This is a genomic window from Thalassovita mediterranea (genome assembly GCA_019448215.1).
Lineage (GTDB): Bacteria > Pseudomonadota > Alphaproteobacteria > Caulobacterales > Hyphomonadaceae > Henriciella.
The window spans coordinates 1062038-1077329 of the sequence record CP080408.1 but is presented as its reverse complement, the minus strand read 5'-3'; the positions used below and the strand labels follow the sequence as shown (position 1 = coordinate 1077329).

The window sequence follows — 15292 nt, the reverse complement described above, 5'->3', positions numbered from 1 at the left end:
GTGATCAAGATCACTTGTGTGCGCTTCAGGGGCGAGACTGTCGCTCACACTCATATCAGCCATGTTGGTGGTCCCGCGGGCGGGGGCTGGCTTATGCCAACTAGCCAAGCCATGCGCACGATCGAATCCGGGACGAATGAGTTCTATATGGCTGGCGAAGATGGAGGCCGCGTGAAGATCGAGATCGAGCAGGGATCGCGTCGCAAGCACCTTCGGGCAAAGCGCGGCGACGCCTGGTGCGATGACCTGCTCAACCTCCCGGTCTGCGAATCCTGAGCGGCGAACCGGTCAGGCGACCAGCCTGTGCTCAGCATCTTTCCTGAGCACGATGTCGGCATGCTCGCGCAGCGGGAGGATGTGGTTTTCGAGGTTGGGGAGGTTGATTTTCTGCCAGACCTCCGTGCGGGCGAAGGCGCGGGCTTCGTCTTCGGTCATGCCGCGAAAACGCTGGTAGAATGATGTCGGATCATCGGCGGCCGCGTGCCAGAAGCGCATGAACCGGTCGAGGAACCAGGCTTCGATATGGGCGGTTTCAGCGTCGAGATAGATAAGGACGTCCGGCTCACCTGCGCGGCGCTCTTCGCCAGATGGCGGCTCAAAGCCGAGCCCTTCGAGGATCAATATGTCCGGCGGACTAATCGTGCGGGCAAGCGCCGGGTCTATGTCATAGATTTCATGGCTATGGACCGGGAAGACCGCTGGCAGCACCCTGACGCGGGCGATCGCCGTACGCATCGCCAGATTGTCATAGCTCTCCGGAAAGCCCTTGCGCATCATCAGGCCGCGGGCTTCAAGTTCTGCATTCGGGCAGAGAAAGCCGTCCGTCGAGACGTTTTCAACGCTGTGATGAGCGGCGAGAAGCTCGCAAAGGGCGGCGGCGAGCGTGGATTTGCCGGAGGCGACCGAGCCGGTCAGCCCGACAACAAGCGTGCAATTATCGCCGTAGGCGCGGCTCAATCTGGAAGCGAGATTTTCAAGTCCGTCACTATGCTTCATCAGAAGCTCCCGGAACGACAATGCCTGAACAGGTTGGCCGACTGCCCTTGAGCCCGTCTAGGCGTTGGGGCGGGTTGCGGCCGCTGAAATCGATTCCATAAGGACGCTGTCCTTGAACGGCTTCGACACGACAGGGCAGTTTTGTAGCCGTTCTGGCAGGTCTTCAAGCTCTTCATAGCCCGTGCAAAAGACGACCGGGACGCCGGCCTTTATCAGACGCTCTGCGAGGCCATAGGATTTGCGTCCACCAAGATTGGAGTCGAGGAGCGCGATGTCTGGCAGTGCATGCTCGATCTCTCTTTCAGCGCCAGCGATGGTCATTGCGGGGCCCATGATGTTGTAGCCCGCATCGCTGAGGCGCATCTCAAGGTCGAGCGCGGTCATCGGCTCGTCCTCAAGTATCAGGATGGTCTGACGGGCAGGGCGCTCACCAACAACGTTCTGATTCTGTCCGGTCAGCTCTATCGCGATGGTCGCGCCAGGCTTTATCTCTATGCGGTGCAGAAGGTCTTCAGGCGGTTGGTCAGTGACCGAGCTGACAGCGTCGGAGATCTGTTCGGTGACATCCATATTGGTGCCGAACCAGAAACGGACCTTGCCGTTCTCATCAAACAGGGGCTGGGCCTCGGACAGGAACCAGCGATAGCCACCATCCTTTCCGCGCAGGGGAAAGAGGTCTTCCCACGGCTCGCCTGTGTCAAAGCAGGCTTTGATACGTGTGACGACGCGGTCGACATGATCAGGGTGGTGGACGGCTTGCCAGCCCCAGCCGGACATCTCTTCAAGCGTGGTGCCGGTGTAATCGAACCAGTGCCGGTTGTACCAGTAGATCGAGCCGCTTCCGTCAGCGATCCATGCCAGTCGCGGCATGGAGTCCGCCCGTGTCCGGAAATCGGTCTCTCGTTGTAGGAGCGTGCTCCCGTGCTCGTTAATCCGCTGTGCCATAAAAGGCTCCGGTCGCTGAAGGCGGGTGAATGTTGTTGCCTCGCGACTGGTTACACCATCGCACACTTATAGCGTGTACGATAGACGTCATTGCCCGTTGCGGTCAGTATTTGGTTCATAATTGAAGGTTCTGGCGTTTTATCCGCCAAATTCGAGAAGCAATTTACCGATATGGCCGCCATCGGCCATATGTGCCTGGGCTGCTTCGGCTTCGCTGGCCGGGTATACCTTCTCGATCACAGGCTTGATAGCCCCGCTCGCAACCTTTGGCCAGAACTGATCTTCAATGGCCGCCCGGATTTCAGCCTTTTCCTCTGCAGAGCGGGCGCGCAGGGTCGTACCCGTCAGGATCAGGCGTTTCATCATCAGATAGATGAGGTCCAGCTCTACTTTTGAGCCATTGAGATAGGCGATATTGCAGATGCGGCCGTTCACGCGGGCGACAGAGATGTTTTTCTGCACATAGTCGCCGCCAACCATGTCGAGGATCACATCGGCGCCGCCGCCATCCTTGACGACCTTCTCGAAATCCTCGGTCTTGTAGTTGATGGCGCGAGTGGCGCCGAGCTCGGTGGCGGCTTCGCATTTTTCGTCAGAGCCGGCCGTCGTCCAGACGGTGCCTGCGCCAGCCTCTTTCAGCATTTGCAGCGCCATGGAGCCGATGCCGGACGTGCCGCCGTGAATGAGGACGTTCTCGCCCGCCTTGAAGGCCGAACGCATGAAGATGTTGGCGTAGACCGTCATCATGGCCTCTGGCAGGGCGGCGGCTTCGGTCAGGGTCAGGTTTTCCGGCACAGGCAGGAGCGAGCCTTCATCGACGGCGCAGAAATCTGCATAGCCGCCACCTGCGAGCAGGGCGCAGACGCGGTCGCCTTCCTTCCAGCGGGTGACCTTTTCGCCGAGGGCGACAATGGTCCCCGCGCATTCAAGGCCCATGATCTGTGATGCGCCGGGCGGCGGTGGATACTTACCAGCGCGCTGGACAAGGTCAGCGCGGTTGAGGCCTGCAGCGGCAACCTTCACGAGGACATCGTGCGGGCCGATTTCTGGCCGGTCGACCTCTGCCAGTTTCAGTGGTTCGCCTTCTTTTGCCACGATAGCCTGCATCCGGTCGGTCATGTTTACGTCCTGTCTGGTGTCTCGATTAACTGTGTCTCGCGCCGGGTCTTCTCGATTGAGGCTTGATTTCGGCGCGCGTCTGTCCTTGCCTTGAGGGGGAGAGGTAAGCGTCTGAGGAGGCCCGATCAATGTTTGAAGAGGACACACCGCGTCCCGCCAAGGTCGATCTGGAAAGATTGTCTGTCGATGAGCTGAAGGCGCGGATCGAGGCGCTGAAGGCGCGGATCGAGGCGCTGAAGGCGGATATCGAGGCATGCGAGGCTGAAATTGCCAAGAAAGAGGCGCACAAATCGGCGGCGGACAGTATTTTCAAGTCCTAGCTCGCCACCCGATCTTAAGACCCTTTAAAGGTCTCGGGTCCTAGACCTTGCGATTGAGCCTGATGAATTTTTGCGGACTGTGCTGAGGGGAAATATGGCTGCCGTTTCCAGTCAAAGAACGCTCGACGAGATGCAGCCGGACTTCACGTCCGGGCGTGTCTTCGACAAGGTTTTCGCAGAAGGCATGGCGCTTGTTGAAAAGACGGCGAGCTATCTGGACGGGCCGGGCCGCGACATGTCGCGCAAGCTGCCGCGCGAGGCGGGCCTAACCTATGCCGCGTGGAGCATGGAGCTGACGGCGCGCCTGATGCAGGCAGCAAGCTGGCTGGTCATGCAGCGGGCTGTGCGCGACGGCGACATGTCGCGCGAGGATGCGCTGTCGCCAAAGTATCGCCTGCGCCGGGAAGCACCTGCACTCGACGCCTCCGAACAGCGCGGACTTGGCCTGCCGGATGCGTTTCTTGACCTCGTGGAGAATTCCGAAGCCCTCTTCAATCGCATCTGCCGCCTTGATGAGGCGATCTACCAGTCAGGCACAGAGGCCCATGAGGGGCCGGTGAACCGGCAGATTGAAGCGTTGAAGGCTGCCGCCCAGCAGGGCGCGTTCGACCCGCTCAAGATCTGGGGCAACACCCGCTAGAGCCGCCTGAATACGCTCGGCTTTTTTACCCATCCATTTGAAATTTCATCTATCTCGCGAACCAGATTTTGACTTGGGGGCGCTACACAAAACGCCAATGGAGATTGGCTGATGCGCTTTTGGTCCGACCAACGCGGTAATACCGCTATGATCTTTGCGATCTGTGTCATCCCGCTGCTGGCGATTGCTGGCGGCGCGATTGATATGACGCGCCATCGCACGGCGTCGGTGGAAACGCAGGCTGCGCTCGATGCAGCCCTTCTGCATGTTGCGCATGACCTCGGCGAGCGGGATATCGAAGCCTTGAAACTCGAGGCGCGTCAGATTTTCGATGAGCAGATGCAGGGCCGCGGCGTGTCCATTCACGACTTCCAGATCGTGCAGGATGGCGACGATATTACCGCGACGGTTGATGGCGATATCGAAACCACGCTGCTCGGCCTTGCGGGGGTGACAAAGCTCGATGTGAGCCGTGTTTCGCAAGTGCGCCACAGCGAGCGCAAGTTCGAGATTGCCATGGCGCTCGACACGACGGGCTCGATGCAGGGTGAAAAGATTGTCCAGCTGCGCGCGGCCGCGAAGCTGCTGGTCGACAAGATCGACGCAGCGACCAGCAAGACATCCAGCCGCCGCTTTGCGCTTGTGCCGTTTACGACCTGGGTGAATGTCGGGCCTGACAAGTTTGGCGAAGACTGGATCGACCAGGATGGGCGCTCTGATGTGAGTGCGACCAACCTTCTGCCGCGCACGAGCCGCGTTGCGCTGTACGAGGCACTTGGCGAAGTCTGGCCGGGCTGCGTCGAGGCGCGTGAATATCCGCTCGATGTGAATGACACGCTGCCGGAGCGGCGCAATCCCGAAACGCTGTTCACGCCGAGCTTCTATCCGGACGAGCCTGATGACCGCCGCAATTATGCAAATGACTATCTCGAGGATAGTGGCTGGTCGTGGAATCCCATGAATCTGATCAGCGATGTGTCGAAGTACGGTGTCGCGATCCTCAGGGCTTCGACAAACGGGCTGAACAATGGCGATATACGCGGGCGGGCGCCCGACCTGAAACGGACTTACCGTTTCTATTCCGACGTCAACACGCCGATCGGTCCGGGCTTCAACTGCGCGCCGCGCCCGATCGTGCCGCTGACCGAGAATGCGGCCTTCATCAAGAGTGAGATCGACAAGCTGCAGGCTGAAGGCAGCACGAACATGACTGAGGGCGTGGCCTGGGGCTGGCGTGTCCTGTCGCCCGAGGCGCCTTTCACCGAGGGCGGGGCGTATAATGACCGCAGTGTCGATAAGGTCATCGTGCTCCTGAGTGACGGTAACAATCATATCAGTGCGCGCTCTGACATGCGGGGCAGCGACTATTCGGCCTATGGCTATGCCGCGAATGGGCGCATGGGTGTGCCGTCGCGGCCATCGCAGGCGCAGATCTGGACAGAGATGGACAAGCGGACGCTGGAAGCCTGCTCGAATGCGAAAGCCGCAGGGGTGGTGATCTATACCGTCCGTCTGGAGCTGACCGATGAGCGCTCCGACGGGGTGCTGAGCAAGTGTGCGACCTCACCTGAGCATTACATGGATGTCCCGGATGCCGCGCAGCTGGGCGAAGCGTTCAGCCGGATCGCAGACGATGTGCTGCAGCTTTATCTGGCGAAGTAGGCCGGACGCCTAGCGGCGGATCACGACGCGAAGATCGTCGAGGGCGACTTCGCGGCCAGCGCCGGAGACGAAGGCGAGGCGAACGGCATCGCGGCTTTCAGAATCAGTGAAGCTGATCGGTGGCTGTCCGCCTGCGCCAAGCCAGGCGTCGCCCCACTGGGTCAGGCCAATCAGGACCGGGCGAAGCGCTTCGCCCTTGTCCGTCAGCACATATTCAGACCGCGCACGGCGCCCCTTGAGCTTATAGGGCTTCTTGTCGAGCAGGCCTGCATCGACAAGGTCATTGAGGCGGCTGGAGAGAACTGTTCGGGGGGTGCCCAGCTCTTCCTGGAAATCGTCAAACCGTCGCACACCATAAAGCGCCGAGCGAAGGATGAGCAGGGTCCAGCGGTCACCGATGAGTTCGATGGCGCGCGCAAGGTTGCACTGCGAGGGCGGGACTGGCGATTTGCGCGACAATGGGATCATGGTGGCGAAAGCCTGCATGAGTTCGTCAGACAAATCCAGCCTGAGAAGCGAACTTGGCGCTCATTGCTGGTATGCGCCCGTCGCCATTGGCTGCAGGGCTTGCCAATGGGCTGAAATCATGGACATTTCCGCCCCTTCAGTAGAGCGCACCAAGGGGACACATATGATGCGTATGACTATGGGGCTGAGCGCCCTTATTCTGGCTGGCTGTGGGGCAAGCGGTGGAAATAGCGAGATACCGGGCGCGGGGGCGCCTGTTTCGGTTGAGGATCAGGCGGCGATGACCGCGTGTGAGGCGGTCGAGGCACTGGCGATCAGCATGGAAGCGGACATTCCGTTCAAGGGGCTGTCGCAGGAAGCTGCAGAGGGCGAAGGCTTTCCGGGTGACCTAGTCACCGCGCTGAAGCCATGGGGCTATACGTGCAAGCACGGGAAACTGGGCGGCTGGAATGACGGGGATCCGGACAGTCACGTTTTCCGCTGTACCATTTTCGAGGCCAGCAGCCTTCGCTTCGAGGAAGAGATGCCGAATGCGCAGGCCGCGTTCGATGAAGCCAAGGCGACCCTCGATAGCTGCCTGCCTGAAGGTTGGACAGCGCGGGAAGATAGCGGCGGCAAGGGCGAGGAAGCCCAGACCTTCATCTATGAGCGCGCCAGCGACATTGAGCGGAGCGAGACGGCCGATTTCTACATGTATCCGATCATGCTGCGGAAGGCGTTCTTCCGGTCTCCGGAATCGCGCGGCGGCTCATGGGGCTGGATTGTCGATGTTGCCTTCCAGCAGACCGAAGTGGCCGAGGCTGAGCCTGCCGGCGAATAGGGCAAGATAATCTCCCGGGCGGCTGGCAAGACTGGCCGCCCGGGCCTAGTTTAGGCGCATGGTCCACCCGCTTTCGAGACAGCTTGCCGATACGGCGAAGTTCACCTCCACACATGCGATCCTCGTCGTTGAGACAGAGACGTCGCTGCCATGGCTTGTGACCGGGGCGGTGCTGATGGTGCAGCAGGCCTGCGTCATGGCGCTGTCAGAGGCAGGCGCAGAACTGCCTGCCATGCCGGGGCCGGGCGAACTGGTCGCGCGGGTATCTGACCCGGCCTTCCTCGATCAGCCCTATACGGCGCCGCTGCGGCCTGAAGAGCACCGGGCGATCGAGCGCGTCATCGCGGCGCGAAACGATGTAATGCACCCAAGGCCCAAGGGATTGAGCCTTGACGCACGGGCCCTGCCGGAAGGGCTGTTCACCTGCACCAAGCTGGTGCGACATCTGGCAATCACGCAGCCGGTGCGCCCGTCCATGATGGACGGCCACGACATTGTCGTCATTCAGGATGCGCTGGGCCTGATCGACACGTCCGCCGATTTCTGGGCGAGCGTGTTCTAGATCAGCGCTGTGTGTGGATCGCCTGTATGGCGGCTTTCAGTTCAGGCGCGGGCATTGCGTCGAGATCGAGCGCGGCGAGTTTCTGAAGGCGCTTTTTCAGGCTGAAATACGTGTCCTCGAACGCGATGCGCTGGCGCGACATCTCCTCAACCTCAGCCGGGTCCGGTAATCCCCAATGGACCTGCACCGGGTGGCCCGGCCAATAGGGACAGACCTCTCCGGCAGCATTGTCGCAGACCGTGATGATCACATCCATTGTCGGCGCATCCTCGGCGGCGAAGACATCCCAGCTCTTTGAGGTGAGCCCGCTTGTATCGTGGCCCTTTGCCGCAAGCACGGACATGGCCATCGGATTGACCTCACCGCGCGGGGTCGAGCCTGCGCTATAGCCCTTGAAGCCGGGCATGGCGGAGACCAGCACTTCGCCGATGATCGAGCGCGCGGAATTCCCGGTGCACAGGATCAGTATGTTGTGGTTCTTCAGAGGGATGGTCGTTCTCCTGCAACGCCGAGTGCGTTTTCAAGCGCTGCGCCGAATGAGAGTAGCGTGTTTTCCTGAAAGAGCGGTGCCCACATTGAGATCGCAATGGGCGTGCGCGCGGTCGAGGCGGTCTCATCCTGCGGCTGGCCAAAAATGCTACGTGGACGCGTGTCCTGGAAGCCGGCGCGCATCACAAGGCAAGGATGGCCGGTGAAGTTGGTTGGCGTCAGCATGCCGGATGAGAAGTTCGGGCCGATGACGAGGTCGATGCCCTCGAAGGCTTCATGCATGGCCTGCATCCATAAACGGCGCAGCCTGTCGACCTGGATGAGGTCGATTGCAGAGACAAAGCGGATGGCGCGGAAGCTGTTTGGCCAGGCTGGGTCTTCTTGCCAGACCATATCATCATCGCGGTTGGAGAGTGTGAGCTCTTCAAAGGCGGCGGCAGCTTCTGCAAGCAGCTGCTGTGGTAGCGGCGCCGATGGGAGTTCTGGAAGTTTAAAACGTACGAAAGTTGCACCCAGCCTTCTTGCCTCAAGAAAGGCGGCTTTCTCCACATCGTTGGCGGACTCCATCCAGGCATCGTCAAAACCAATCTTCATGCCGGAGAAGTCGGCAGTCGGCTGATAGGCAAAGCTTGAGTGAAGCGAGCTTGGATCGTCCTGATCATACCCATTGATGGCGGAGAGCACATGGCCGAGGTCGCCCACGCTGCGGGCCATGGGGCCGACCTTGTCGAGCGACCAGCAGAGCGCCATGCCGCCCGCGCGCGAGACACGTCCAAATGTTGGACGCAGGGCAGATCCCCCGCAGCGGTGTGACGGGGAAACGAGGGAGCCCAGTGTTTCGGTACCGATCGCAAAGCCGCAAAGGCCTGCAGCGACTGCAGAAGCAGAGCCTGCGCTGGAGCCTGAGGAGCCTTCACGCGGATCGAATGGGTTACGGGTCACGGCGCCATACCAGATGTCGCCATAGGCGAGTGCGCCGCAGCTTGTCTTGCCAAGCAGGACGGCGCCCGCATCTTTCAGCTTACGAACGACGGCGCTGTCAGCAGCGGCCAGTTCCCCTTCGCTGTAAGGCTTCGCGCCCCTGGTCGTTCGTGCGCCAATCGCGTCAAACAGGTCCTTGAGTCCATATGGGATACCGTGCAGGGGCCCGCGATCATTGCCGCTTGCGAGTTCGCGGTCCATCGCGTCTGCTTCAGCGCGAGCACGCTCCGGCATGACGGTGATCCAGGCGTGCAGCTTCGGGTCGAGCTGCTCGATGCGATCGAGATAGATATCCGTCAGCCGGCGAGACGTCAGGTCCCCAGAACGGATCCAGCCTGCAAGCTGTGTCAAAGGGGCAAAGGCGATATCGACTTTGTCGGACGGAATGCCGGAATTAGGCGTAATCGTTGCCGCATCGCCAGAACTTGCCTTGGCGGCGGGATAGTCGATGCCGGGAAGCTGCGGATTGAAAGTCTGTGCAGGCGCGAGCGTGTTTGGCTTTTCTACCGCACGGAGCTGCTGGATGGCGCTCAGCTGGTCCTCAAGTGAGGAAACCATCTGTTCGCGCTCGGCGGCTGTATATTCAACACCGGCAAGCTTTTCGGCGCTCGATATCGTGCCCGGAGTAATGCCTGCCATGTCCGTCTCCTGCGCAGCGGCACGCCCGGAAAGCGCAGCCATGCCCGAGATTCCTGCGGCTCCAACCTTTAGCAGGTTGCGACGGGTTGTGTCTTTCATGGATGCTCCCTTGTATCCGGACAATCTTTTCTGCTTAACCATGCAGGAAACAATATTCTGCGTCACCTTATCGGAGTTTCTGAATGAAAAAACCCCTGACAGCGATGGCGGCTCTTGTGCTGGTTGCAGCGTGCCAATCGACCCCGCCGCCAAGTGAAGAGGCTGATATGGCAGCGGCCGAAACGGTGGAATCTGCCGAAGCAGAAGCGACGCAGGAAGAAGCTGAATTGATGCCCGAGGAGGCCGTTGCCGAAGTGAAAACCTATCCGCAGGAAAACGTCGCCCCGGGTGAAGACCCGTATATCTGGCTGGAAGAGGTCGAAGGCGAGGAAGCGCTGGACTGGGTCCGCACCCAGAATGAGCGCACGCTGGAAGAGCTCCAGTCCGGCGGCATGTATGACCGCTACTATCAGGAAGCGCTGGACGTCCTGCAGTCGGATGAGCGCATTCCCTACGGCACTGTGCGCGACGGCTATGTCTATAATTTCTGGCAGGACAGCACCAATGTGCGCGGCGTCTGGCGCCGCACCTCTCTGGAAAGCTATGAGACCAGCAATCCGCGCTGGGAAACGCTGCTCGATATCGACGCGCTGGCCGAGGAAGAAGGCAAGAACTGGGTCTATAAGGGCGCCAATTGTTTCAAGTCTGATGTCGGCGCGCGCTGGTACTGCATGATCTCGCTGTCGGATGGCGGCAAGGACGCCGTCATCCAGCGCGAGTTCGATATCGCCACCAAGCGCTTTGTCGAGGACGGCTTTGTCACGCCTGAGGCCAAGCAGGGTTTTGCCTGGGTGGACCGCAATACGGCGCTGATCGCCACAAACTGGGGTGAAGGCACGACCACGGCGTCCGGCTATCCTTTCATCGTGAAGCGCTGGTCGCGCGGCACGCCGCTATCGTCAGCTGTGGAAGTTGTGCGCGGCGATGAGAGTGATGTCGGTGTCTGGCCGTCTGTGATCGAGACCGATGATGGCCGCCGCCTGCAGATGGCTGTCGAGGCAGATACGTTCTTCACCTCGACCTACTGGTGGCTGCCGGAAGGCGAAACCAAGCCGGTGCGCATGCCGATCCCGCAGAAATCCTCACCTGAAGGTGTGTATCAGGGCATGCTGCTGATCACGCTCAAGCAGAACTGGTCACCGCGTGCCGGCTCCGCCTTCTTCTCTGGCGATGTCGTGGCATTCGATCTTGAGACCTTCCTGCGTACGCGCGAGGTGCCGCCGGTCTCTCTCGTCTTCCACCCTGAGAATAATCAGGCCGTAAACGGTGTCGCGATTGCCAAGGGCGCTGCGCTTCTCTCGATCGACGAGAATGTGCGCGGCAAGGTGTTGCAGATCGAGCCGGCTGATAATGGCTGGTCACGCACCGAGCTCAGCCTGCCGGGCACCTCTGGTCAGGCCGGGATCGCGTTTGCCGACCGCGATTCCGACACGGTGTTTCTGAACTATGAGGACTTCCTGACGCCTGACAGCCTGCTTCGTTATGATGTGAGCACGGGCGAAGTGCGCCAGATCAAGAGCCTGCCGACGAAGTTCGATGCAGACGGGCTGACCGTGGAGCAGCATTTCGCAGTCTCCAGCGATGGCACGGCGATCCCCTACTTCATCGTCTACAGGGAGGGGATCGAGCTCGACGGCACGACCCCGACGCTGCTCTATGGCTATGGCGGCTTCGAGATTTCGATGAACCCGTCCTATTCGGGCGTGCGTGGACGCCTGTGGCTGGAAGAGGGCGGCGCTTATGTGCTGGCCAATATCCGGGGCGGCGGCGAATTTGGCCCGGCCTGGCATCAGGCTGGCCTGAAGACGCAGCGCCAGATCATCTATGATGATTTCATTGCCGTGGCGCAGGACGTCATCAATCGGGGGGTCACATCGACCGAGCATCTCGGCATCATGGGCGGGTCGAATGGCGGCCTTCTCATGGGCGTGATGCTGACACAGCGTCCGGACCTCTGGGACGCCGTCGTCATTCAGGTGCCGCTGCTCGACATGCTGCGCTATCACCTGCTGCTGGCCGGCGCCTCATGGGTGGACGAGTATGGCTCTCCGGATGTGCCGGAGGAGCGTGCTTTCCTCGAGACGATCTCGCCGTATCAGAACTTTAATCCGAATGCGGACTACCCGGCGCCATTCTTTGTGACATCGACCAAAGATGACCGCGTGCATCCCGGCCATGCGCGCAAGATGGCCCGCAAGTTCGAGGTCGCTGGCAAGCCGTTCTATTATTATGAGAACATTGATGGCGGCCACTCGGCAGCCGCGAACCAGCAGGAAGCGGCGCGCCGCAATGCGCTGGAGCATGTCTATCTCCACCGCAAGCTGTTTGGTGAAGGCGAATAGGCCTTTCCGCTAAAAGACTGAACCAGATCGCCCCTGGGACCTGAGATGGTGCCGGGGGTTTTCTTTACCCGACGCAAGTCTTGACTTGAGGCCCGGTCAGGCGCCCCCTCGCAGACAAACAATATGAGGAGGAATTCATGGGCGATCTCAGCGGGAAAACGGCAATTATTACAGGCGCGGCAAGCGGCATTGGCTATGCCGGTGTCGAAGTGTTTGTCGAAGCTGGCGCGAATGTCGTTGCGGGCGACCTGCAGGACGAAAAGGGCAAGGCGCTGGAAGCGCGATTTGGCTCTGACCGGGTGCGTTATGTCCATTGCGACGTGACGAAGACCGCCGACCTGCAGAAACTGTTCGACACTGCGCAGGACGTCTTTGGCGGGCTCGATATCCTCTGGAACAATGCGGGCCATGGCGGCACCCCGACCGGCGTTGAGGAGCTGGACGAAGAGGGCTGGGACCAGACCATGAACCTGCTCCTGAAGTCTGTTTTTGTGGGCACGAAGCTGGCTGTGCCGATGATGAAGGAGAAGGGCGGATCGATCATCAACACCTCGTCTATCTCGGCTGTCTGTGCAGGCTATGCGCCGATCACCTATTCGGTGGCCAAGAAGGGCGTTGCGCACTTCTCCAAGCTCGCGGCGGCGGAGCTGTCGAAGTACAAGATCCGCGTCAACGCGATCCTGCCGGGCTTCATCGCGACCTCGATCTTTGGCGCATCGCTTGGTCTTTCGCGGGAGCAGGCCGACCAGATGGCGGCGCTGGTCGAGCAGCAGGGCGGGCGGATGCAGCCTGCGGGGCGCACCGGGCAGGGCAAGGATATCGCCGAGATGGCGGCTTATCTCGCGAGTGAGAAGTCAGGCTTCATCACGGGCGGTGAGTTCCTCGTCGATGGCGGCATGACCGTCGGTCCGCGCCATAGCTGGGATGAGAGCGATGGCGGGCCGTTGCTGGATGCGTTGGGCATTTCGGTCGAGCAGGCAGAGCAGATGCGTCTTGCCATGCAGGCAGGTCAGGCGGGTTCCTGACCCTGTCAGCGTTTGGCAGCCTCGCTGGCGGCGAGGGCAGGGATGCTCTCAACTGCCGTCAGAAGATCATCGAGTGAGGCCGCCTCGGCGACGGGGCGGTCCTTCTCGTCAAAGAGGGCGAAACCGTGTTCTGTCTTGCGGAGCGGGAATTTGCGCCAGTGCGCCCGTGTGCGGTAGAGCCAGACCTCTTCCGGCTCTGCGCCGGCTGCTGACCATCCGGCCCACATATGGTCGGCCGGGACGCTTCGCCATAGCTTGTCGATCTCGTCGAGGTCAGATTGGGAAAAGGTCTGCATGAGCCGTGAAACAGAAATGGAAACTGAGGACGAGCCTAGTACAGGCAGGCTGTCAGGCAATGCCCTCGGCGCGCTTTTCATGCTGTTTTCGGCCGTCGGCTTTACCGCCTATACGGTGCTGTCAAAGACGCTGACCGAGGAAGTCCACCCGGTTTTCCTGGCGTTCTGGCGGGCCTTCTTTGCCTGTTTCATGTCAGTGCCGATCATCATGCGGGTCGGCATTTCGAAGATGAAGACCAAGCATCCGGGCCTGTTGTTGCTGCGCTCGCTGTTCGGGACGCTGGGCTTCACGCTGGCCATCGTGGCGCTGTCGGCAGACTTCAATCTGACCTTCTCACAGTTCAACGCGATCAGTTTTTCACGCTCGCTCTTCGTGACGGTGCTGGCGGCGATTTTCCTGCGCGAAGTGGTCGGGCCTCATCGCTGGGGCGCGGTCATCATTGGCTTTTTCGGGGTGCTGATCATGGTGGTGCCCGGGGTGTTCGTATTCTGGATGCCGGTCGCGCCGAGCGCTGGCTTTCACCTCGATACAGGCACGATTTGCGCGATCCTCAGCGCCTTCTTCCTCGCCTTTGCCATCGTGCTGGTGAAGACGCTATCGGCCGAGCTGTCGGCCGTCGCGCTGCTGACTTATGCCAACGTGCTCTCGTCCATCCTGCTCCTGCCCTTTGCGATCTATTACTGGTCGATGCCGTCGCTCGAGACTTGGGGCTGGATCGTGGTCATGGCGGGCGTCGGGTTCGTGGCGCAATTCTGCTACATCTCGGCGGTGAGTATCGGTGACGCGTCCTTCCTGTCGCCGCTAGACTATCTTCGCCTGCCCATGGCGACGGGCGCAGACCTTGTCATCGTCGGCATGTTGCCGGGCGTAAATGTCTGGGTCGGCGCCGGGATTATTATCGCCTCGGCGGTCTACATCACCTGGCGCGACCGCAAGAAGAAGGCCCAGAAAGTCACCGTGCTGGAGAAGCGGGGCTAAGCGCGAGAAATTCGCGCCAGTCGGCTTGCCGCCTTCCGAACCTTGTGCTCCGGTGACGGCCTCTGAAAAATTGCGAGGCTGGCATGGAAAAGACACTCAATATAGGCGCGGTCATCGGCGAGACCTTCAGCGTGATCGGCCGCAAGTTTGTCGACCTCGTCGTGCTGGGCCTCGTCTTTGTCGGCGTGCCGACCTTGCTGGTCGCGCTCTTTTCCTCGCAGATGCTGGAGCGGTCGCTTGAAGGCGGAACGTTCGAGATGAATTTCTCGCTCGGCTATTTTCTGGCCAACCTGCTCTACGCGCTCTTTCCTTTCATGCTGCAGGCAGCCGTCGTGCATACCACGGTCACCTCCCTCAACCGGGGCTCTAGCGACACCGGGGAGGCTATTGGTACGGCGCTGCGCGCCCTCCTGCCGCTTTTCATTGTCTCCATCCTGATGAGCATCGGCCTGACGATCGGTTTCCTTCTACTGATCATCCCCGGCCTCATCCTGCTGACGGTCTGGGCGGTGGTGGTGCCAGCGCTGGTCATCGACAAGGCCGGTATCTTCGGCAGTTTCGGACGCAGTGCAGACCTGACGCGCGGATCGCGCTGGCAGATCTTTGGCCTCATCCTGATCGGCTATGTGATCCTGTTTGTCGTCGGTGCCATTCTCGGCTTCCTGTCGATTGGCTTCGGCGCAGCGGGCGCGTTCTCACCGACCGGCATCAACGTGCCGGCGATGCTGACAGGCGTCGTCATCGATACGGCGATGGCCATTATCGGCGCGGTTGGCGTATCGGTTCTCTATGTTCAGCTGCGCGAACTGAAAGAAGGCACCCGCGTCGACCGTATCGGCGACGTGTTTTCCTGAAGCAGGGGCTCGAGCTGGTCGCGGATACGAAACCAGCTCAAAGGCGTTCTGTCTCA

17 protein-coding genes are annotated in these 15292 nt (G+C 60.6%); 10 read left to right on the top strand and 7 right to left on the bottom strand.

Annotated features, from left to right (window positions below; translation table 11 throughout):
- On the top strand, positions 1–276 hold the full coding sequence (locus KUV46_05255; GenBank protein ID QYJ01802.1) for a DUF3892 domain-containing protein: 276 nt from the start codon (positions 1–3) through the stop codon (positions 274–276).
- A 12-nt stretch (positions 277–288) separates the two neighbouring features.
- Here the strand turns inward: KUV46_05255 and KUV46_05250 are convergent, their stop codons facing one another.
- From KUV46_05250 to KUV46_05240, 3 genes are all read right to left on the bottom strand, one after another.
- Positions 289–996, bottom strand: coding sequence for a hypothetical protein (locus KUV46_05250; protein QYJ01801.1), 708 nt, complete (start codon positions 994–996; stop codon positions 289–291).
- Positions 997–1053: 57 nt separating this feature from the next.
- Complete coding sequence (locus KUV46_05245) at positions 1054–1866, bottom strand: PAS domain-containing protein (GenBank protein ID QYJ01800.1); 813 nt, start codon at positions 1864–1866, stop codon at positions 1054–1056.
- Between the two features lie 213 nt (positions 1867–2079).
- Positions 2080–3060, bottom strand: coding sequence for an NAD(P)H-quinone oxidoreductase (locus KUV46_05240; GenBank protein QYJ01799.1), 981 nt, complete (start codon positions 3058–3060; stop codon positions 2080–2082).
- 128 nt (positions 3061–3188) lie between these two features.
- Between KUV46_05240 and KUV46_05235 the strand changes: the two genes are divergently transcribed.
- The 3 genes from KUV46_05235 (at position 3189) to KUV46_05225 (ending at position 5682) form a co-directional block, all read left to right on the top strand.
- Positions 3189–3380: a DUF1192 domain-containing protein gene (locus KUV46_05235; GenBank protein ID QYJ01798.1), complete on the top strand. Its 192-nt coding sequence runs from the start codon at positions 3189–3191 to the stop codon at positions 3378–3380.
- Between the two features lie 94 nt (positions 3381–3474).
- Positions 3475–4020, top strand: coding sequence for a DUF1465 family protein (locus tag KUV46_05230; GenBank protein ID QYJ01797.1), 546 nt, complete (start codon positions 3475–3477; stop codon positions 4018–4020).
- 111 nt (positions 4021–4131) lie between these two features.
- Positions 4132–5682 carry a pilus assembly protein gene (locus KUV46_05225; protein QYJ01796.1) on the top strand — a complete coding sequence of 517 codons (1551 nt, stop codon included), beginning with the start codon at positions 4132–4134 and terminating at the stop codon, positions 5680–5682.
- A 9-nt stretch (positions 5683–5691) separates the two neighbouring features.
- Here KUV46_05225 and KUV46_05220 read toward each other — a convergent pair whose 3' ends face one another.
- A complete protein-coding gene (locus tag KUV46_05220) occupies positions 5692–6183 on the bottom strand; it encodes a helix-turn-helix transcriptional regulator (GenBank protein QYJ01795.1) in 492 nt (163 codons plus the stop codon).
- A gap of 130 nt (positions 6184–6313) precedes the next feature.
- Here KUV46_05220 and KUV46_05215 point away from each other — a divergent pair, with 130 nt between their 5' ends.
- Both KUV46_05215 and KUV46_05210 read left to right on the top strand, forming a co-directional pair.
- Complete coding sequence (locus tag KUV46_05215; protein ID QYJ01794.1) at positions 6314–6970, top strand: hypothetical protein; 657 nt, start codon at positions 6314–6316, stop codon at positions 6968–6970.
- A gap of 58 nt (positions 6971–7028) precedes the next feature.
- Positions 7029–7532, top strand: a complete 504-nt coding sequence (locus KUV46_05210; protein QYJ01793.1) for a hypothetical protein — start codon at positions 7029–7031, stop codon at positions 7530–7532.
- 1 nt (position 7533) lies between these two features.
- Here KUV46_05210 and KUV46_05205 read toward each other — a convergent pair whose 3' ends face one another.
- A complete protein-coding gene (locus KUV46_05205) occupies positions 7534–8016 on the bottom strand; it encodes an arsenate reductase ArsC (protein ID QYJ02352.1) in 483 nt (160 codons plus the stop codon).
- Positions 8013–9641, bottom strand: a complete 1629-nt coding sequence (locus KUV46_05200) for an amidase (protein QYJ02351.1) — start codon at positions 9639–9641, stop codon at positions 8013–8015. The genes KUV46_05205 and KUV46_05200 overlap by 4 nt, the downstream gene beginning before the upstream one ends.
- A gap of 182 nt (positions 9642–9823) precedes the next feature.
- On the opposite strand from KUV46_05200, the gene KUV46_05195 reads away from it, so the two are divergent.
- Both KUV46_05195 and KUV46_05190 read left to right on the top strand, forming a co-directional pair.
- Positions 9824–12082, top strand: a complete 2259-nt coding sequence (locus tag KUV46_05195) for a prolyl oligopeptidase family serine peptidase (GenBank protein QYJ01792.1) — start codon at positions 9824–9826, stop codon at positions 12080–12082.
- 137 nt (positions 12083–12219) lie between these two features.
- Positions 12220–13107: an SDR family oxidoreductase gene (locus tag KUV46_05190; protein QYJ01791.1), complete on the top strand. Its 888-nt coding sequence runs from the start codon at positions 12220–12222 to the stop codon at positions 13105–13107.
- Positions 13108–13112: 5 nt separating this feature from the next.
- Here the strand turns inward: KUV46_05190 and KUV46_05185 are convergent, their stop codons facing one another.
- Positions 13113–13403 (bottom strand): hypothetical protein, encoded by a 291-nt coding sequence (locus KUV46_05185; protein QYJ01790.1) that lies wholly within the window; start codon positions 13401–13403, stop codon positions 13113–13115.
- On the opposite strand from KUV46_05185, the gene KUV46_05180 reads away from it, so the two are divergent.
- Positions 13402–14382 (top strand): DMT family transporter, encoded by a 981-nt coding sequence (locus KUV46_05180; protein ID QYJ01789.1) that lies wholly within the window; start codon positions 13402–13404, stop codon positions 14380–14382. The genes KUV46_05185 and KUV46_05180 overlap by 2 nt on opposite strands.
- A gap of 83 nt (positions 14383–14465) precedes the next feature.
- Positions 14466–15236, top strand: coding sequence for a hypothetical protein (locus KUV46_05175; GenBank protein QYJ01788.1), 771 nt, complete (start codon positions 14466–14468; stop codon positions 15234–15236).
- The last annotated feature ends 56 nt before the right edge of the window (positions 15237–15292 follow it).